Annotated in this window: 17 protein-coding genes; 8 read left to right on the top strand and 9 right to left on the bottom strand. The window is 50.9% G+C overall.

Translation table 11 applies throughout. The features are described 5' to 3' along the window. Positions 1-199 precede the first annotated feature (199 nt). A complete protein-coding gene (locus H6F80_RS20925) occupies positions 200-2,188 on the top strand; it encodes an ABC1 kinase family protein (protein ID WP_190793459.1) in 1,989 nt (662 codons plus the stop codon). Positions 2,189-2,218: 30 nt separating this feature from the next. Next, a complete protein-coding gene (locus H6F80_RS20920) occupies positions 2,219-2,527 on the top strand; it encodes an isochorismate lyase (protein ID WP_190793458.1) in 309 nt (102 codons plus the stop codon). On the opposite strand, the gene H6F80_RS20915 is transcribed toward H6F80_RS20920, so the two are convergent. The 4 genes from H6F80_RS20915 to H6F80_RS20900 form a co-directional block, all read right to left on the bottom strand. Continuing rightward, a complete protein-coding gene (locus tag H6F80_RS20915; RefSeq protein ID WP_190793457.1) occupies positions 2,524-3,012 on the bottom strand; it encodes an HmpF-related protein in 489 nt (162 codons plus the stop codon). The genes H6F80_RS20920 and H6F80_RS20915 overlap by 4 nt on opposite strands. Before the next feature lie 98 nt (positions 3,013-3,110). Next, a complete protein-coding gene (locus tag H6F80_RS20910; protein ID WP_190793456.1) occupies positions 3,111-6,227 on the bottom strand; it encodes a valine--tRNA ligase in 3,117 nt (1,038 codons plus the stop codon). 121 nt (positions 6,228-6,348) lie between these two features. Beyond that, entirely contained in the window at positions 6,349-6,750 is a 402-nt protein-coding gene (locus H6F80_RS20905) for a hypothetical protein (protein WP_190793455.1), read from the bottom strand. A 144-nt stretch (positions 6,751-6,894) separates the two neighbouring features. Beyond that, the gene (locus tag H6F80_RS20900) at positions 6,895-7,092 is read right to left on the bottom strand and encodes a DUF2949 domain-containing protein (protein ID WP_190793454.1); all 198 of its coding nucleotides are present in this window, start codon (positions 7,090-7,092) and stop codon (positions 6,895-6,897) included. 893 nt (positions 7,093-7,985) lie between these two features. Between H6F80_RS20900 and H6F80_RS20895 the strand changes: the two genes are divergently transcribed. The 4 genes from H6F80_RS20895 to H6F80_RS20880 all read left to right on the top strand — a co-directional run bounded on the left by H6F80_RS20895 (position 7,986) and on the right by H6F80_RS20880 (position 11,722). Continuing rightward, the gene (locus tag H6F80_RS20895) at positions 7,986-9,266 is read left to right on the top strand and encodes an APC family permease (protein ID WP_190793453.1); all 1,281 of its coding nucleotides are present in this window, start codon (positions 7,986-7,988) and stop codon (positions 9,264-9,266) included. A gap of 94 nt (positions 9,267-9,360) precedes the next feature. Continuing rightward, a complete protein-coding gene (locus H6F80_RS20890) occupies positions 9,361-9,987 on the top strand; it encodes a hypothetical protein (protein ID WP_190793452.1) in 627 nt (208 codons plus the stop codon). Positions 9,988-10,082: 95 nt separating this feature from the next. Next, on the top strand, positions 10,083-11,180 hold the full coding sequence (locus H6F80_RS20885; protein ID WP_190793451.1) for a hypothetical protein: 1,098 nt from the start codon (positions 10,083-10,085) through the stop codon (positions 11,178-11,180). A gap of 113 nt (positions 11,181-11,293) precedes the next feature. After that, positions 11,294-11,722: a hypothetical protein gene (locus H6F80_RS20880; protein ID WP_190793450.1), complete on the top strand. Its 429-nt coding sequence runs from the start codon at positions 11,294-11,296 to the stop codon at positions 11,720-11,722. Positions 11,723-11,752: 30 nt separating this feature from the next. Here H6F80_RS20880 and H6F80_RS20875 read toward each other — a convergent pair whose 3' ends face one another. Together H6F80_RS20875 and H6F80_RS20870 are read right to left on the bottom strand one after the other, a co-directional pair. Then, positions 11,753-12,418, bottom strand: coding sequence for a hypothetical protein (locus H6F80_RS20875; protein WP_190793449.1), 666 nt, complete (start codon positions 12,416-12,418; stop codon positions 11,753-11,755). A 13-nt stretch (positions 12,419-12,431) separates the two neighbouring features. Next, entirely contained in the window at positions 12,432-13,382 is a 951-nt protein-coding gene (locus H6F80_RS20870; protein WP_277879243.1) for an NAD(P)-dependent oxidoreductase, read from the bottom strand. 193 nt (positions 13,383-13,575) lie between these two features. Between H6F80_RS20870 and H6F80_RS20865 the strand changes: the two genes are divergently transcribed. Both H6F80_RS20865 and H6F80_RS20860 read left to right on the top strand, forming a co-directional pair. Beyond that, complete coding sequence (locus H6F80_RS20865) at positions 13,576-13,824, top strand: hypothetical protein (RefSeq protein WP_190793447.1); 249 nt, start codon at positions 13,576-13,578, stop codon at positions 13,822-13,824. A 240-nt stretch (positions 13,825-14,064) separates the two neighbouring features. Further along, entirely contained in the window at positions 14,065-15,960 is a 1,896-nt protein-coding gene (locus tag H6F80_RS20860; protein WP_242067493.1) for an ABC transporter ATP-binding protein, read from the top strand. 271 nt (positions 15,961-16,231) lie between these two features. Here the strand turns inward: H6F80_RS20860 and H6F80_RS20855 are convergent, their stop codons facing one another. The 3 genes from H6F80_RS20855 to H6F80_RS20845 form a co-directional block, all read right to left on the bottom strand. After that, complete coding sequence (locus tag H6F80_RS20855) at positions 16,232-16,441, bottom strand: hypothetical protein (protein WP_190793446.1); 210 nt, start codon at positions 16,439-16,441, stop codon at positions 16,232-16,234. 857 nt (positions 16,442-17,298) lie between these two features. Continuing rightward, positions 17,299-18,591: an ABC transporter substrate-binding protein gene (locus tag H6F80_RS20850; protein WP_190793445.1), complete on the bottom strand. Its 1,293-nt coding sequence runs from the start codon at positions 18,589-18,591 to the stop codon at positions 17,299-17,301. 77 nt (positions 18,592-18,668) lie between these two features. Then, a partial coding sequence (locus H6F80_RS20845) for an NAD(P)/FAD-dependent oxidoreductase (protein WP_190793444.1) occupies positions 18,669-19,745 on the bottom strand: 1,077 nt, incomplete at its 5' end.

Genomic DNA, 19,745 nt, shown 5'->3' with positions numbered 1-19,745 from the left:
ATTTATCGCCTGGTTAAATTTCAAATTCAACAAAGGGTAGGGTTACAATACTTTACATTAGCCGTTGCAGTCTAAGCCTCCGCCGATCGCTGAAGTTTCCCCCGATTCTAAAGTCGCTCCGAAAGTCGCTCAGAGGGTGGACGGCTCTGCCTAAAGCAGATTGTTACGCTATTAATCTGTCTTCTTGAGACAATCTCCTATGCAAACCCTTCCTTCTTCACCGAACGCGAACGCTGCTTCTGGTCTTGTCGTTGAAAGCGAACTGTTTCCGGCTCCTCAAGAGCATCTGAAGTCAGTTCAGCCAAACGCCATGGAAGCCCAACAATACGACCCACTCGCGATCGCTGCTTACTACGGTCGCCGTCCGTTTCAGGTGGTCGGGCGACTGCTAGCGATCTTCTGGTCGTTTTTTGGATTTGCGCTGTCGCTATGGTGGGATCGGCAAAGGGGAAAGGGCGAGCGCAATCAGCATAGGCGCGCAGTACGGCTGCGAGAAATCTTGACTTATCTTGGTCCGGCATACATTAAAGTAGGGCAGGCACTCTCAACCCGTCCTGATCTGGTTCCGCCCGCGTATCTGGAAGAGCTGACTCGTTTACAGGATCAGTTGCCGCCTTTCCCGAATGAAATCGCGTTTCAGTTTATCCAGGAAGAGTTAGGCGATCGTCCCGAAAATATCTATGCGGAGCTGTCTGAAAAACCTCTTGCGGCTGCCTCTCTGGGACAGGTGTATAAAGGCAAACTCAAGAGCGGTGAAACCGTTGCAGTGAAGGTGCAGCGTCCCGGATTAGCACAGCAAATCACGCTGGATCTCTACATTCTGCGTCAGCTTGCCGCCTGGGCAGGCAGAACCTTTAAGCGGATTCGCAGTGACCTGGTTGCCATTGCCGACGAGTTTGGTGCACGCATCTTCGAGGAGATGGACTACACCCAGGAAGGACGCAACGCAGAGCGGTTTGCTCAGCTCTACGGCAATCTGCCCGATATTTATGTCCCTCGAATCTACTGGCACTACACTCAGCGGCGCGTGCTGACAATGGAATGGATTACGGGCACAAAACTCACTCAGCTTCAAGAAATTCGGGCACAGGGCATTGATGCCAGCTATCTCGTTGATGTAGGCGTACAGTGTTCGCTCCGGCAGCTGCTAGAGCATGGTTTTTTCCATGCCGACCCGCATCCCGGAAACCTGCTGGCGACTCCTGAAGGCAAACTCGCCTATCTCGATTTTGGCATGATGAGCGAGGTAATGCCGCCGCAGCGATATGGCTTGATCGAGGCGATCGTCCACCTGGTAAATCGTGATTTTGACGCGCTGGCGCAGGATTACGTCAATCTGGAGTTTCTCACGCCCGATACTGACCTGACGCCGATCATCCCTGCTTTTGCTGCTGTTTTTAATGAAGCCCTGGGCGCAAGCGTTGCCGAGATTAATATCAAGAGCATTACAGATAAACTCTCGGCATTGATGTATGAATATCCATTCCGGGTTCCGGCCTACTACGCGCTGATTATTCGATCGCTGGTAACCCTAGAAGGGATTGCAATTAACGTCGATCCGAATTTCAAGGTGCTGAGCAAAGCGTATCCCTATGTGTCAAAGCGGCTCCTCACCGATCCGGCTCCGCAATTGCGTAACTCGCTGCAAGGCTTGTTATTTAAAGATGGAACCTTTCGCTGGAATCGCTTAGAAAACCTACTGCGAAACGCTCGCGATAGCCAGGACTACGATATTAACTTTGCTCTAAATCAGGCGGTTGAGTTTATCTTCTCAGAACGGGGCGAGTTTATTCGCGAGTTCCTGGTGACTGAGATTATCAACAACGTTGATACGGCTGGACGCAGCGCGATCGATCAGGTCACAAACAATCTGCGATCGTGGGTCGGGCTCCAGACCAAACAGCCCAAAAAGCTGGAAATCCCCGGTAATGCTGAACACCTAGCGCGGGTAATTGACCTGCTGCGAAGCACACCCGGATTTGATCCAGCTCAGCTTTTGCCGATCGTCCCCCGTTTGCTGGCAAAGCCGGAAGCGCGAGGCATGGGACAGGAAATCATCGGCGGATTGGGTCAGCGGGTGGCAGCCCGGATGATTCGAGAGCTATTGCTGAATGGTCGAGAGTTACCAGAGAGTTCAACCCCGACGGAACTGCCTGAGCAACGGGCTTTGCCTGCGGTTGCCCGTTAGATTGCTGCCTCTATCCCCAATTTCCACTGCATGAAAACTCCCGACGAATGTACCAACATGGCAGAAATTCGATCGGAAATCGATCGCATCGATCGCCAAATCGTCGCGCTTCTCGGTCAACGCTTTGCCTATGTGAAGGCAGCTGCTCAGTTTAAGACCAGCGAAACTAGCGTCAAAGCACCAGAGCGGCTAGAGGCAATGCTGGTAGATCGACGAGTCTGGGCAGAAACAGAAGGACTGAGTGCAGACGCGATCGAAAAGATGTATCGCGATTTGGTGAGCTACTTTGTTTCAGAAGAAATGCAGCACTGGCAGCGATCGGATAGCGTTCAAAGCTAAGATTCCGGCTCCGGCGGTGGGCAGGGTTTTCCGTTTAGATTGGCTCGAACCTGAGCTGCCATTTGCTCTAGCTTTTCCTTTTCAATTTTCAGATTTTCTTCAAGCTCCTGAATCTGATCGCGACGCGCCTCAATTTCTAGGGCACGGCGACCGAGCTCCTGGCTTTTTAGCGTGAGCGACTGCCGCCACTGTTCCGCTCGCTGCACTTCTTCCTGCAACAGCACGGGGGTCATTCCCACCGTCAGATATTGCTCAACCAGGGCAAGTATCCAGTGGGTCGCGTCTTGAATCTGCTGAATTTGCCGCAGGGGGGAAAGCTCAACCAGCACCAGCGCACCCTCGTTGTAATCTGCCTGCTCGATCCAGAGGCGATTTTCCGCGTCGTCAAGCAATGCCCAAGCGTGTTCAGCTTTTTGTTGAGCCAGGAGGCGAAGCTGCATCCTGCCCTCTGTATCTTTTTGTGTCACCTGAGCCAAGTGCATCATTCCTGCAAGGGTGAACCCGTTCTGGAAAGAGTATATCTTTTTATCATTATGGATTAGATGATCCTCTGCCGTAGGGCAGATTAGGATTTGATGAATTGCTAGAGCTGATTCAGCCGATCGCGCAAAATCTGCGCCTGAGTCTCCGCTTCTGCCAGCGCGTTTCTTGCACCCTGCACCACATCTGCCGGAGCTTTATCAACAAATTTGGGATTGCTCAATCGTTGAGACAGAGACGCAATCTCAGCTTCGGCTTTGTTCAAGTCTTTTTGCAGCTTCGATCGCAGTGCCTCGACATCGACCACGCCCGCTAGCGGAATCGAAACCTGCACTGTTCCCACCACCCCTACGATCGTTTGACCCTCGGTTTGACCTGCTGCGGGTAATGTCAGGGGAGTAGCTTCGGCTTCCACATCCACGATCGCGTCTACTACATCTTCAAACTGACCAAATACCTCTTTAGTAAAGGCTTGTAGGTTATCTCCGAGTGCCTGTCGGTTCTCAGCAAACAAGAGATTCTGATAGGCAAACCATGCGCTACGACCTAAACCAATCAGCGTGAACAGAGTAGGCAGCAGCGGCAGGCTATTAATCTCACTTACAACGGCATAAAGCACCTTTGCTGCAACAAAGAGGGCGAAGAGTACCCCGATATTCACCGCAGCCCGCGTGTATTTTTGGCGAGGCGTGCGTTCTGGTTTTGCCTTCGACGGTTTTGCAATCGGAGCCAGAGCTGAGGTTTTTGTGGAAATAATCGGCGCAGGTTCAGGCTTCAGGATATTAAGCTGCTCGACCTTTGCCAAATCTTGAATGTAGGGCTGGGCAGCGGTGAGAATTTCTCGTTCGCGATCGTTCTCTGTCTGGAAGACGGTTGTGACTTTGACTCCGGGCTTGATGTCTGCCTCAGCGCGCAGATTTCGCACCGTGCGAATGGTTTCGATGATCAGGTCAAACTGCTGCTCCAGGTCGGGATTGATCAGCGATTCGTCCAGCGTTGGGTATACCTGAAGCGCAAGGTACTGGTCATCGCCCGATTGAGTCAGCGTATGCCAGACTTCCTCGGTAATGTGGGGCATAAACGGATGCAGCAATCGCAGTGTCCCTTCGAGAACGTGGGCAAGAACCTGCTGCGCTACTTTTCGGGAAGCGGAATCCTGATCTTGCAGACGCGACTTGACCAACTCGATATACCAGTCGCAGAAGTCGCCCCAGATAAACTCATATAGCCCTTTCGCCGCTTCGCCCAAGCCAAACTGATCGATATCGTTTGCGGTCTGGCGGATCACTTGATGATAGCGGGACAAGAGCCAGCGATCGCTCAGTTCCAGCTCATCCAAAATTGGGAAGCCAAGCTGATCCGGCGTTTGTCCGTCCAGGTTCATCATCACAAACCGGGAGGCATTCCACAGCTTATTCGTGAAGTTGCGCGAAGCTTCCACCGAGACGGATTCATCAGTCTTGCGGTTGTATTCCAGGCGAATGTCCTGTCCGGCTCCAGCAACGGCTTTGACCAAGGTATAGCGCAGCGCGTCTGTGCCGTATTTGCGAACCAGAATCAGCGGATCGATGCCATTGTTCTTCGATTTGGACATCTTTTCGCCGTTTTCGTCCAGCACCAGCCCGTGGATATAGACGTGCTTAAACGGCATCTTCCCGGTGAAGTGTCCCGCCATCATCGTCATCCGGGCAACCCAGAAAAAGATAATGTCGAATCCGGTAACAAGGGTGGAAGTGGGGTAGTAGAACTCCAGATCTTTTGTGTCGTGGGGCCAGCCCATTGTGGAGAAGGGCCATAAACCCGACGAAAACCAGGTATCCAGCACATCTGGGTCGCGCTGAAGCTGCACCTCTTCCCCGAATTGGGCTACTGCCAGCGATCGGGCTTCTGCTTCGTTCACTGCGACTACAAACGGTGTATTGTCTGCGATTTCGCCATTAGTTTCACTGACTGCATACCAAGCCGGAATCTGATGTCCCCACCAGAGCTGGCGCGAGATACACCAGTCCTTCAGATTCACCAGCCAGTCGCGATACACCTTTGTCCAGCGTTCCGGCACGAAAATCGGCTCGTCTTGGTTATTCAGGAAGTCCAGCGCCTGATCGGCTAAAGGACGAATTTTGACAAACCACTGGGTTGAGAGCAGCGGCTCGATCGGCACTTTACCGCGATCGCTGTAGGGAACGGTGTGTTTGTAGTCTTCGATTTTGACCAGGAAACCTTCTTCCTCTAGCCGTTTGACCACATTCTTGCGCGCCACAAACCGATCCTGTCCCTGGAAGTCTCCGGCGTTTTCGTTCAGCGTACCGTCTTTATTAAGAATGTTGATAAACTCTAGATTGTGCCGCATTCCCATCTCAAAGTCGTTTGGGTCATGGGCAGGCGTGACTTTGACGCAGCCCGTGCCAAAGCTGGAATCGACGTATTCATCGGCAATGATGGGAATTTCCCGATTCATAATCGGCAGGCGAATCGTTTTGCCCACCCAATGCTTGTAGCGATCGTCTTCGGGGTTCACTGCCACGGCTGTATCCCCCAGCATCGTTTCTGGGCGGGTGGTAGCGACTTCCAGGTAGCCTGACCCATCGCTGAGCGGATAGCGGAAATGCCAGAGGTTGCCCTGCACTTCTTTATTTTCTACTTCCAGGTCAGACACCGCCGACTGGGTGGCAGGACACCAGTTCACCAGATACTTGCCCCGGTAAATCAATCCTTCGCTGTACAGCCGCTTGAATGCCTCTACGACTGCCTCAGACAGCCCCTCGTCCATTGTGAACCGTTCGCGAGTCCAGTCTACCGACACGCCCAGACTTCTAAGCTGACCGACGATCGTGCCGCCTGACTCTGCTTTCCATTCCCAGGCGCGCTCCAGAAATGCCTCGCGTCCCACATCAAAGCGGGTTTTGCCCTGCGATCGCAGCTCTTTGTCTAGAATCGCACTTACGGCAATACTGGCGTGATCCGTTCCCGGTAGCCACAGCGTATTGAAACCCCGCATGCGGTGATACCGCACCAGCACATCCATCAGGGTATTGTCGAAGGCGTGCCCCATGTGCAAGCTGCCCGTCACATTTGGCGGCGGAATCACGATACAGTAAGGCGTACCGCCGCGATCGGGGTCTGCTTTAAAGACCTGATTCTCTTCCCAGGATTTCTGCCACTTGGCTTCAGTGGCAAACGGGTCATACTGGCTAGCGAGGGTGGAAATCGTTGCAGTCATTGGAAATTCTGAGGAATCACGGCGTTTCACTTTCTAAATTCTGCCATGTGAGCTTGCGGATGCGTCATTTTTAGGAGGCGATGTAGCACCTTAAATGCGTTTCAAACGCGTTTCAAACCTTCTAAACACCCATCCTCGATCGCCAAAACGCCACACCCAGCCCACTTCCCAACAGTCCCCCAAGCGCGATACTAACTGGCGCGATCAAGAGAAAACTTAGATCTGCTTGAGTGTGTTTGGGATAACCGCCCAGCCCAATGGCTATAAAGAAACACACGATCGCGCAGGCAAGGGAGCTGCTAATCATCCAGGGCATTACGCGACGGGAATGCACCAATAACGCAGTCAGCAACGCCGCACCGCTATAAAACAAACCAATGGCTAGCCCGATCGCTGCACCAAACCTGATCAAGCCATCAATCTGACTGAAACCGATGACCGAACCCCCAATCAAGCTCAGGATCATTCCAAGAAAAATCCAGCTTACTACACCGATTCCTGCCCAAAACAGTTTTGCTCGCATTTTTAATGATCAGGTTAATGATCGGGGCAATCGGTTGAGATATTTTTCGACTGCTCCACGTTTCTGCTTCGATCGGCGGCATGCCCAAAAAGTTCCTCAGTGCTAGCGCAATTCCGGGGAGCAATCTGAAGAGCCGGAGCCGTTTTAGGGCTGCGCTGTTTCGAGCCAGTCAAAAATGCGATCGAGCTGTTCTAGCGTTACCAAGCCATATTGCCAGAGGATCATCGGCAGAGGTCCAGGATCTTGCTCACGATAGCGCATTGCGATCGCGATTGAAGCCGCAGACAGGGCCAAATCCTCCTGTAGAAATCGAATAAATCGGGAGTATTTCGTTGGATTCATTCGTAAAACTCACCTCCTGGAAATGGGCTAAGCAACATCTTGAAGTTCAACTTGAAGTTCAGCGTTGGAAATTAAGCGAAAAGCGAAGCGACGACTGTGTTGTGGAGAGAGCAATAGTTACCTGCAATAGCTACCTGCAACAATTACCCAAAACAACTGCCTGTCCGCAGTTACCCAAGGTCATGATCTATTTAGCTGGTGGGTCTTTCAGTCTTCGCTCAATGCAATCGTTTGAAGTCGCTTAATCGTATAAGTAAGATAACGATGGCGTGTGACAAACAAATTAAGCTGAAGTGAACTTTCGACTGCCCTTTATTAAAGCCTTTAACTCTGTTTAGCCCTGTGATGGAATTCACAGCGATCAAATTCCCAGCGTTATAAGCAGTGAATTAACTCAGCCCCACAGAGTTTCTGTTGCTTTCCGTATCCTTATCAAAGTTTGTCTATGTCCGTATCGAGTATCCGTTCTAAACATAGATACCAAGCATAGAAGAAATACAGAAAGTCGGACTACATCTACGGAAAGAATACATTAATTTTTTCTGAAATTCCTTTGGACGGCTATAAATTTGTTTTGTGAAATTATGCAGCAAATGTAAAGTTTTCTTTGCTGCCCGTTCTGTGGTTGGCTCTGCTAAGTACAAAATCTTGAGTGCAGAATTTCAGCCGCAGCGAGTTACAGGTTGTTTGAGGAGTGGGAAAAGTTGTCCATTGCCCCTCCCTCCTCCTGAAGCAGGAGATTTGACAACGTGATGAAACTCAAAGCAGGTCGCAGGATGTCACTGACAAGATGTAGCTTGAATGACATGGTTTGAGACACGAGATTTGCCATGATGGGGGCGATCGCCCCATTCCCAAACTGACCCGAGCCTGGAGTTTGACCTGAAGCAAAAATGTCTACTGCTGCCCCCCAACCCCAACTTAAACGCGAACTCGGAGTTTTAGGGGCGACCCTTATGGGGCTAGGATCGATCGTCGGCACAGGGGTTTTTGTCAGCATTGGCATTGGGGCGAACTTAGCCGGGCCTGCGGTGATTTTGGCAGTTTTAATTGGGGCGATCGTCGCAATTTGCAATGGGTTGAGCAGTGCCCAGCTTGCAGCCAGTCATCCAGTCAGCGGTGGAACCTATGAATATGGCTATCGTTATCTCACACCCTGGCTCGGCTTCACAGCAGGTTGGATGTTTTTGGTGGCAAAGGCAGCTTCGGCGGCAACGGCGGCGCTGGGGTTTGCAGGATATTTGCTGAACCTGCTCGGACGTGACCTCGGCGGTAATGCTGTGCCGCTCGTGACGATCGCCCTGATTGCCGTCGTAACGCTCACCGCGATCGTGCTGAAGGGCATTAAGCGATCAAATGCAGCGAATACGGTAATTGTGGCAGTAACGCTGCTGGCACTCGGCTTTTTTGTACTTGCTTGTTTGCCGTTTGCGGTGCAGAACGGCTCACAGAACCTGGTGCCTTTTTTCACGACATCGCCTACGGGCGTGCTGGAAGCGAGTGCCCTCATGTTTGTGGCATACACCGGATACGGCAGAATTGCCACGATGGGCGAAGAAGCTCGAAACCCGCGCCAGACGATTCCGAAAGCAATGCTTGTGTGTCTCGGACTCACTCTGCTGCTCTATAGCACGATCGCCACCGTTGGAATTGGGGCAGTGGGCGTCGGTGGGCTAAGCGGCACAGCTCCCTTGGAAGCGGCAATCCGTCAGGTCGCGGGAGCCGGCGGTTCGCTGGTGTTAGCGATCGGCGCAATGACGGCAATGCTGGGCGTGCTGCTCAATCTGATTTTGGGGCTATCGCGGGTGCTGCTGGCAATGGGACGGCGATCGGATATGCCACATTGCTTTGCTCAGCTCAACCGAACACAGGCAACTCCAACCTGGGCAGTTTTTGGGGTAAGTGGGGCGATCGGGCTATTGGTGCTGGTGGGCAACGTGAAAACCACCTGGTCGTTTAGTGCGTTCAGCGTTCTCATTTATTACGCCATTACCAACGGGGCAGCTCTACGGCTTCCGGTTGCAGAAAGGCTCTATCCTGCTTGGGTGTCGATCGTGGGCTTATTGTCCTGTCTGCTGCTGGCGTTTTGGGTGGAGCCGATCGTTTGGCAAGCTGGGTTGGGGTTAATTGTTGCAGGACTGATTTGGCACGGGCTAAGGCGGGCAATTCGGTAATAATGCAATTTGCCATAATGCAATTCGGCGATAATGCTGTCAGTGCTGCCCTAACAGTGCTGCTTCAAAAATCCGGCAATCAGAAAAACCAAGCATGACGATCGTAATTTGTCCGGGATATCATCCGCCTGAGCTGACGATCGGCTTCCTGAAAGGGTTAGGACGAACGAGCATCGGACGCAGTTCTGGTGAAGTGTGTTCTCCTCAAGAGCTGATTTACCCTGCCGATCGCTACCCGCCCTATTCCGGTCTGCATATGTTCGCTTTTTTGCAGCAGCAGCTTCGCATCCGACAGTCCGAAAAAATACATCAAAATGTCAATTCACTGGTGTTTATCGGGTTTAGTGCGGGGGTCGTTGCGGCGATCGGGGCTGCGCAGCAGTGGCAGGCAGCAGGGGGAACGGTCAAAGCTGTGATTGCGATCGATGGCTGGGGGGTGCCGCTCTGGGGCAATTTCCCGATTCATCGGCTGAGCCATGATGCCTTTACTCACTGGAGTTCGGCATTACTGGGCAGCGGTGGCGATAGCTTTTATGCCGATCCGGCTGTACGTCACCTGGATTTGTGGCGGGCACCACAGCAGATCTGTGGATATCATGTTAAAACTTTGTGCAGAACTGTCGTGAGTTCCCCCCAATTACCCGATCGCTATCAGCGCACTACGGCTGCTGAACTGTTGAATCACTGGCTGCACCAGTATGGCGAGGGCAAAATTACGTAAATTTTCAAGGATTCGGGTTTAAAAATATTTACTTTAGCAGATTCGCACCTATACTATTGGTGTTTCAACCATCACGTGTATCGCCGGAAACCAGCATGAAAAACCGACGCGACGCTCACGGCAAAAACAGCAGGGACAAACGGAATCTTTACTATGAGATGGAATTTTTAGGTCAGGTCCCTCCTCCACCCCCGCCACGACGCAGGTTGCCGGGCAGAAGGCTGCTATCGCCTGTATTAGGAATTGCTTTGATGGGAGCAAGCGTTGGGTTTGCGATCGTCGTTGCCACGCAAGATCTTCGATTAGGCAGTAGCCGCAGTTTTGCCGCAGCCCAGGCAGAGCCGTTTCGATGGGCAGTCAATCGGGCAGTGAGCGCATCTGAACTCACGCAGCAGGCAAATTCCGTCGAAGAATGGAAGATAGTTGCCAAGTGGTGGCAAGAAGCGATTGACCTGATGCGTCAGGTTCCGATGTCTTATGCTCGATATGACGTTGCTCAATCGCGGATTCCGCAGTACGAGCGCAATTTGCAGTATGCTCAGCGCAAAGCCGAAGAATCAACTCAAACCGCTCCAGGGGAGGGTCTGTGGTCAGCGGGATCGCGCCGAGCCGAAGTGATTGGCATTCAGGGTAAACCTTCCTCGACCGATCGCTATGACTCGATGTGCAAAGAAGTGCTGCGCTACGGCAAAAGTGCGGTTGAGCTGCGAAATGGGGTAGTCATCCGCTATGAAGACTTCGATCGCAACTTGAGAGTAACCGCGCAGCCCGACCATTCATTCAAAAAAGCCGCTTCCTTCTGGGGATTGGGTTCTACCAAGGAAGAAGTTTTTGCTGTGCAGGGAACCCCCTCGCGTGTGACTCAATACGAATACTCCAAAAAAGAACTGCTCTACTACAGCAATAGCACCATCGAGCTAACTGATAATCGCGTTACCGGCTATCGCAACTTCAGTAATAACCTGTACGTGCAGACCCTTCCCGTTGGACAGACTTCTAACCAGCCCTACTGGACGATGAACTCGATGCGGGAGGACCTGTTCCGCATTCAGGGCACACCCACCCATGTGGAGCTAGACGACCCTAGCTGTACCGAAACGCTGAGCTATGGCAACAGCAAAATCGAGCTAAAAAATGGATTTATCACCGGATACGATAACGTGGACAACAATTTGAAAGTCCGGGTCGAATAGCCCAAAAACGCTGATCATCAAACCAGGGTTCTTCACTAAAACCGCCTCTTGAGGGACGCGAATTCGACAACAGCCTCCTACAATATCGAGATTATTCGTCTTAGGTGGCATTCATGGCGAACGCTCTCTTTAATCGAGTGCAGGTGGCAGTTCGGATGCGCATCGCCCTTCGGGATCGTGAGTTGGGCGATCGAAAGCTCTATGCCGAGATCGAGCAGGTTTTGCCCCAGCTTAGAAATCGGGAAGGGGTGCAGGATGTCACCCTGGTTGCGGTGAAAGTTGCCCCCGAAATGCCGATCGGAATGATGCCGCGCAATATTAGTGGCTTTTTGCCGGCGGTGCTGGAAGCCGAAGTGCGATTGCCCTATCTTATGCAGGTACTCGATTTTTTGCGCGATCGACTGTTTGAAAATCGAATGCTGGAAATCACGCTGAAATCCTCAGACGGCAGAGACTTCAGCAGCCAAGCCAGCAATCCTGAGGAGCTAGATTTCCTCATGCAGGAAGCGGAGTCTTTCTTCCTGCCTTCCAGCGAAAAATAATTGCTCAGGGCATCCAGTGAGAACATGATGCTATCGGCAACGCAGTGAATCAAAAACCTCGATCGCCCGATCTTCTGCCCGTTCGCCTAAAGCAGAGACGATCGCAATATAGGTATGCGCTTTGAAGTTGGCTTCCCCCTGATAGCGCACAGCCGGAATCGAGGGTGCACCTGCTGCTACGGTTAAATGTCCAGTCTGAATCGTGACGGGAACACTTGTGCCGCAGAGAAGCCGATTTTCCGTTCGGGCACTGTGAATTTGAAACGTGTCCACATCCTGATAGGAAAAAGAAAATCCTGAGAGAAAAACGCTGCTATCCCCAGTGATATCCTCTTCAGAACTGGGATCAGTTGCGCCTTCAGTAATCGGAATTCTTGCCAGAAAGAGTTCAGTTTGGGGTGGCGCATTAGTTCCGGCGGGCAGGGCAGGCAGAGCAACGGGAGATAAGCTATTCATCACTGCCAGTTTGCCGCCGCCCAGATTTGTGCCGAAAACGCCCCTCGAACCGCCCGCAATTTGATAATCAGCAATGCTTTGAGCCGTTGCCTGTGCCCGACGCGGATCAAACGCATTGTTCAGAGCTTTAACGCCCAGCCCTGCTAAACCGACTGCAACCAGAAGAACAGCTCCCGCCGTAATGGCGATGCCTTCCCAAACGCTGACTGTATATTGAGGAGATTGGGGAGAAGAAGTCATAGGCATTCACGAGTCAGGAACATTCAGGATTCCCCGCTTCAGGATTCCCTGCTTCAGGATTCCCTGCTTCAGGATTCACGGCGGCAAACAAAGCGGAATAGTCTGCGTCGGCTAACCCTTCGGTGCAGGCAATCTCTATGATGTGCTGAATGCCTGCTAAACTATCCACCTGCAAGCCGAGATTGCGGGCTTCCTGCAAAAACAGATTGGCATCTTTGAGCAAATGTCTGGTGGGAAAGTTGGGGTTGGCAAAATCGCGATCGATCATGCGCTGAAGTTTCTTGTCAAAGGTAGGCGCATATAGCGCGCTCTGGCGTAACACCTGCATAAAGGTGTCGATCGGTACATTCTGCCGCTGCACGAAACCCAGACTGAGCGAAAAAGCAGTCGTTAACGCGGCAATAAGCTGATTCAGTGCCAGCTTTAGCGCAGCCGCCGAGCCAACTTCCCCGACGTAGCGCGGCATGCCCAACTGACGCAAAATCGGCGACCACTGCTCAAACTGTTCCGGCGTACTGCCGACCATCACCTGAAGCGTCCCGGCTTTTGCTTCTGGAATACTGCCCAGCACCGGAGCCTCCAGATAAAATCCACCCGATCGCCGTATCTCATCGTGCAAATCGCGGCTTTCCTGCGGTGCAATCGTTCCCATCTGGATCACGGTGCGATCGGCAAGCAAAGAGCGGCATTCTTCGACCAGCAAAACTTCGTGAATTGCCGGGGCATCGGTCAGCATCAGCAAGATTAATTCAGACGATCGCAGCAGTTCGGCTGCCGAGGAGGCAAGTTCCGCTCCTGCATCTTTGAGCGGCTGCAATTTGCTGGCTGTGCGGTTCCATGCGGTGACAAATTCTCCGGCAGTCCGCAGTCGCTCCACCATTGGCAAACCCATCAGTCCGGTTCCCACCAAGCCAATTTTCATGCGTTGTGCCCTCCTGCGTTCCCTTGTCGATTTTAGAAGCAGAATGACTGGATCGGACCAGAAGAGATTCAGCTGGAATTCAGAAGATCTGTATTATCATGTAGTTTCGTGTAATACAGCTTCCGTAATTCATCCTCATTGGCTTGTTGTCTCTACTGCTGGTTTTCAAGATCGATCGCGCCTCGCTTCCTTACCGACTCATTTTTTCAGCCCCCTTCAATCCCCGGAGGTTCCTATGAACGATCGTCGCTTGCCTCCCGCTCGTCGAGAATATATTTACTCCTACCCCGACGAACCAACACGCTTCTCTGAATGTCCGCAATGCTCAAAACAAACGCTTTATCAGCGCAACGCCGACAAGTTTGTTTGCCTTTCATGCAGCTTTCAGCGCGACCTGTCTAAGCCGAAAGAAAAAAGCTTCCTGCCGACTCTGCTGATGCTGTTAACGCTGATCGTGCTGGTGCTGTTTATTCTTGCCGCTTAGTGTGATTGGTTCAAAAGGGTTCAAAAGTTAATCGATTTGCTAGGGGCGGTTCACCGATCGCCCTTTCCGCTGCGTCTACGCGATCGTCTCTGAAGGATGTTTCAAAAGTCTTGTCTTTGACTCAAATTGCTCGCTTCGCCCATTCTGGTCGGGTGTATTGATCGGTCGAAATGAGCTTCATTTCACCCTTTTGTAAAAGAACTCTGTTTACCGATGCGATTTGCTCAATTTACGAAAGCAATGCCCCAAGAACAATCTGCTGAAATGCCTGTGGGACAAGTTCTGCGCCGCAGTGTAGCCCTTGTACTGCGATCGGCTCCGCGAGAAATTATCAACTTATTGCTATTGAATTTGGTGTTGGGGGCAGGCCCATCGATCGCCCTTTATTTTGGCAAAGTCGTAATCGATGAAGTCACCGGTTTGCTAGCCGCAAATGTGACCGGAAATTCGCTCCCAATTCTGCTGAACAATCAGCTTTTACTGACGGCGATCGTGGTTACGATTGTGTTTAACATTGCTGTTGATTCGCTTCAGCCCATTCAGACCAATATCATTACGGCATTGCGCGATCGGGTAAAGGGTTATGCTCAGGGTCAGATGATCGAGAAGGTGGCCAACTTCAATGACATTGCGCTGTTTGAGAATCCAGAGCGGCTAAATCTGATCACGCTGACCAAGGAAAAGAGCCTGTCTAAGCTTCAGGAAATTACATTTAAGCTGCTCGAACTGCTGATTGGGATGCTGCGCTTTTTACCTTCAGTGCTGCTGTCTGCGTCGATCGCTTGGTGGGTTCCGATCGTGCTGGTCATTGGGTTCGCGCCCTCGTTTTACGTGGATATGAAGCATCACAATAAAAGCTGGCGCGTCGAGGAAACTCAGGCAGCTCTATCTCGCCAGATGGAAATTTACGCCAAAGTTTTAACTGAAGACACCTATGCCAAAGAACTGCGGCTATTTTCCTTACAGTCCATTTTGCTTCAGCGATGGCGCGATTTGTTTGAACAAATTTTTGGGGCAATGCAGCGAGTGCGACGGGCTGGCGCAACCCAGACCCTCATTTGGTCATTAGTCAGCGGCATTGGCGCAGCGGTTCCCTACGTGTTTATCATCCTCGGCGTGCTGGAGCGTCGCTATACCTTTGGGGATTTGGCACTGTTTACCGGACTGATTCTCGAACTGCGGAGGAGCGTGTCTTTTATTGTCTTTGCGTTCATAGGACTGTACGATGCATCTCTGGGCACTCGTCCCTTTTTTGCACTGCTTGATTTACAGCCTGAAACCATTAGCGGTACTGCACCCGTCCCGTCATGCGATCGACTGCTTTGCCAAGAGACCAGCTCCCCATCGCCGCGCTTCTCTTCGGGTGAAATCAAGGGTAGCGGAATTCAGGTCAAAAATCTCAGTTTTGCTTATCCTGGCAGCGAAAAACCGACGCTACAGGACATCAACCTGACGATCGGCCGTGGAGAAATGATCGCGCTGGTGGGCGAAAATGGAGCCGGAAAAACCACCCTGGCAAAGCTGCTCTGTCGCCTTTATGACCCTACCGCAGGCGCAATTCTCTGGAACGATCGCGATTATCGTGACCTGGATCTGAACGAGCTGCGATCGAAAATTGCCGTGGTAATGCAGGACTACGCTCGCTTTCCGGCAACACTGCGGGAAAATGTCGGCTGGGGCAATTTGTCCAGACTGGAGTCCGATCGCGCCATTCAAACTGTGCTGGAGGAAGCCGGAGTCGCCCAGCTCACCCACAAACTGGCTCACGGACTCGACACGCCCCTGGGCAAACAGCTTGAAAAGGGTGTGGATCTCTCCGGCGGACAGTGGCAGCGCGTTTCGATCGCCCGCTCCCTGCTGCGATCCCAGGCGGAACTGCTGGTGTTTGATGAACCCACGGCTGCCCTCGATCCCAAAAACGAGCATGAAATTTATCAAATCTTTCGCACGATCGCCCAGGGCAGAATGAGCATTGTCGTTAGCCATCGCCTTGCCCTTGCCAAACTTGCCGATCGGATTATCGTGCTGGAGCATGGCAAAATTCTTGAAACCGGAACTCACGCCGAACTGATGGCAAACGGCGATCGATACTACGAGATGTTTACGCGGCAGGCAAGTAGCTATCTCGAAACTTAAAGGCAAGTCGAAATCGCTGAACCCTCATAATCTCCTGCTGAAGCGATTCGAAAAGACGATCCCTGCTGCTACCGAATCGCTTCAGCCCCAACCTCCAGCAATTTAGACGAGGCAGCAGATGGCATCAGCAGCGATTAGCTAACGGTCTCATCCCCATTTTCTATGAAGCAATTTAATAAAGAACAAAAAAAAGAGCGAACAATTGTCCGCCCTCAAGGATTGTAAAAGATATAGAAACAGTCACGTTTAAAGATGCCCTGTGTAAACCGAATTACTTCTCAGCGTTTGCCAGCTTTCGGTTGAGCAAACCCGGAATTACGGTTAAAGAAGGCGTTTGTGGACGCTGCTTAAACCAATTTAAACCGATTATCGTGTAGGTTTGAGCATTGTGATTTTCAAAAGTATCACCCACGGAAAAAGAACGATCGCTGCTCAGTGTGCCCACAATCCGCTGATGAAGGTCAACTAACAAATACTGCATAATCCACCTCTTGAGTCAGAAATAACGCAAATTAATGAAGTCAAAACGAAGCCAAACAGAAACGAATCAAACTTCAAGCAAAAACCAGAACTCGCACAAGACCAAAGTTTAGTCCGATCGCTTTTATAAGCAATCGAAAGTAAGCTGCCTTAAGGATCTAACCTGAGAAAACCCTCAAGCGATCGCCTATTATCAGCACTTTAATCAATGAATAAATCGAAAAACTAGAAAGAAACTAAAGCACTTTCACCGAGATGCTACCAGGACTTAGAGCTAGAAAAAACAGCATGATTAGAGTTAACTTTTAACCCAATTCAGCCTTTTCTTCAATTAACAGCACAATGCAATCAAAGCTCAATCAGTCTTTGCTACGTCTCCCAATTACCAAAGATTTAGCTGCATTAGTGCTATCGCAAAATCTCGATCGCTCCGTCATTTGCGCTAAAAGTTTATCGATCAATTAGCGAACAAACGGCAGTATTAACTAATGAGGAAAATGGCATTAGAACTAACGTATTTCTGATAGAAACTTCAAGCGTTTGAGTGTGTTGCTCAACTTCCCCTTCTTATAGCACGTCTTTTTTAGAAATGGTAGATCTTGGAGATGATTAATTCGAATTAATATTCCTTTACAGATCTTTTCAATTCTGTCGCAATAGTGATAAAAATACTGTCGGTAAAAGCAGTTTGCTTCAGATTCAGTTTTTCGGTTCCTTTCTCTACTGTAGCGACTCAGTTTCGGCTTTGCAGTTGTAAAGCTCAATTTGTACAGAAAGTACAGCAATCTTTAGCAGAGAAGGGAAGCATCTCATGATACCTCCCCCCTTCATCAAGATATTTCAACTTAGGTTAGCAACCTATCGCTGATCCCATTCTCCGGCTGCGTCTGATACTGCCTGATCGATCGACTTTTCGCCCAGCATCGCTGCCTGCAAATTGTCGTAAATAATCTTTTGCAAAACCTTAATCTCTTTTTGATTTGGAAGCAGCACTTCTGCATCCTGCATCTGTTTCGCGCTGATGGCTCGCGCCTGATCGATCGCCGGAGCAGAGCTAGGAACCTGCGTGAAATAGCTATCTTTCAGAGCTGCCACCGTCGAGGGCAACACGTTCGCGGCTTTGGCAAACGCAAGCTGATTCTGGTCGTTCGCTACAAACAGGGCAAACTTGAGCGCAGCATCCGGCTGATCCGTTTTGCGCGGAATTACCAGATTCATGACCGCAACGCTTTTTTTGCCTGTAGCTCCAGTAATTTGCGGCGCAGCTGCAGACACTTCAGCCACAGCAGGCGCATTGGTAGCGATCGTCTTCAAAAACTGCGGGCCTGTTGACAAAAGAGCCGTTTGCCCAGACTGATATAGCTCAATCCCGCGTCGGTGTCCCTGCGTTAGTGCCTCTTTGGGCAGCAAATCTTGCTTGTACAAATCCGTCCAATATTGAAACACTGCCTTGCCTTCAGGCGTATTAAACGCCGCTTTCCCCTGATCGTCTACGAGTTGTGCCCCCATCTGCACAAACGACTGCAACACCTCTCCCGAATCCTCAGGCACAAAGGTGGCAAAGAAAGCGTACTTCCCGGTTTTCTCCTTAATCTGCTTCGCGGCTTCAGCCAGTTCTACATAAGTTGCAGGTGGCTTGTTGATCCCTGCTTGCTTCATGATCTGCTGGTTATAAATTGCGATGCTGGTAGACAAATACCAGGGAATACCAAAGCTCTTGCCGTTTAGGGTGTTCGCCTGCCAGATCTTGGGCAAATACTGCTGTTTATCAGTGTCGGTCAGGCGATCGTCCAGCTCTAACCAGGCATTGCGTCCAGCAAGCTGCGCTGCAAAATCTGGGTTCAGATTCACCACATCGGGAGCCGTATTCGCCGAAACCGCCGTCAAAATCTTGCTCTGCATATCCGCCCACGGCACATCCACCCAGCGCACCTTCGTGCCCGGATTGCTCTGCTCAAACTGGGCAATGAGCTGATTGAAATAGTCGGTAAACTGCGGTTGAAGCTGCATCGTCCAAAACTCAACTTCTGCCGTCCCTGAACCTGCTTGGGGCGATCGAGAAGGACTGGGGCTACAGCTACTCACCACCCAGCTCAGTGCCAATCCCAGCAGCGCGAAAATTCCGACGGTTTTCCAGGTTTTTCTATTCATACTTCCTGCCTCCAGCCGCAGTTTCCTCTGCGTTTTCCTCAGACTACTTTAGCGGACGGTGGAGCGTGGATGGGATCTCAGTACTTGAGGGAAGCCAGAACTTCGTTGTAGGGAACCACTCCAGCTACCGCATGACTCACCTGACGCGCAATCCGAGGATTCTGTTTCATTAACCAGATCAACAGATAATTCATAAAGGAGAATTTTCTAAATGCTTTAATGCGTAACCCTGCCCGCAAATCCGCTTCAAAGTGAGATTCATACAGGTATTGCCAGTTGTCTGCGATCGCCTCGGGAGTTCGACTCATATTAACGGCTTGGGCAACGTGGAAACCGCTTAGGATTGCATTAGCAATGCCTTCTCCCGTCAACGGATCCGTCAAATTTGCCGCATCGCCAATCTTCAGAATTTTCCCGTCAGTCACTCTATTTCCTTTTTTAGCAGTTGCTAGAGGAAATACCTTGGGGGATTGCTGTTCCACCACTTTGCTGAGGATTTGCTGTGCAATCTTATTGCTTCCAACGAATTGCTTAAAAAGTTGAATCACATTGATTTTTAGCTCCTGGTATTCGTCTAGCCAAACGCCCACGCCCACATTTAATTTAATCAAGTCATGCTGTGTCGAAACGGGAAAGATCCAGCCATAGCCATTTACTCCCAGGCTTCGATCGAAATGAATTTGAGCTTCCATCAGCGCAGTTTCAGGTAAATCTTGCCGCTGCACTGTCCAGTAGGCTCGAATCGCGATCGCATTCACCTCTCCGGCAGAAACTCCGCGAGCATCAATAATGGTGTCAAACGCATCCGTCAATCCGTGATGATGCCAATTGTTTTTGTGAACCGTTTGAACCAGAAAACGGCATCCTGCATCGATCGCTTTTTCATACAAAAGTTGATCAAACACAGCTCTTGGAATGCAGTAAGCCTCCAGATTGGTTTGTTCGCTGTGGCTAATTTGATTGGAAACCCCCAGAAAGAAATGATGAATTGGGGCATACTCTGAAGCGAGTTTCTGAATATCGTGCGGATAAATTCCCATCGTGGAGATCGCCTGAATCGATTCGATGCTAATGCCATCGCCGCAGACTTTATCTCTGGGAAAACCCTGCTTGTCCATTAAGGTGACATCATGCCCACTTTTTGCCAGGTGATA

Source organism: Leptolyngbya sp. FACHB-711 (assembly GCF_014695615.1).
Taxonomy (GTDB): Bacteria; Cyanobacteriota; Cyanobacteriia; order Elainellales; family Elainellaceae; genus Leptolyngbya_A.
This window is presented reverse-complemented; position numbering and strand designations above follow the sequence as displayed.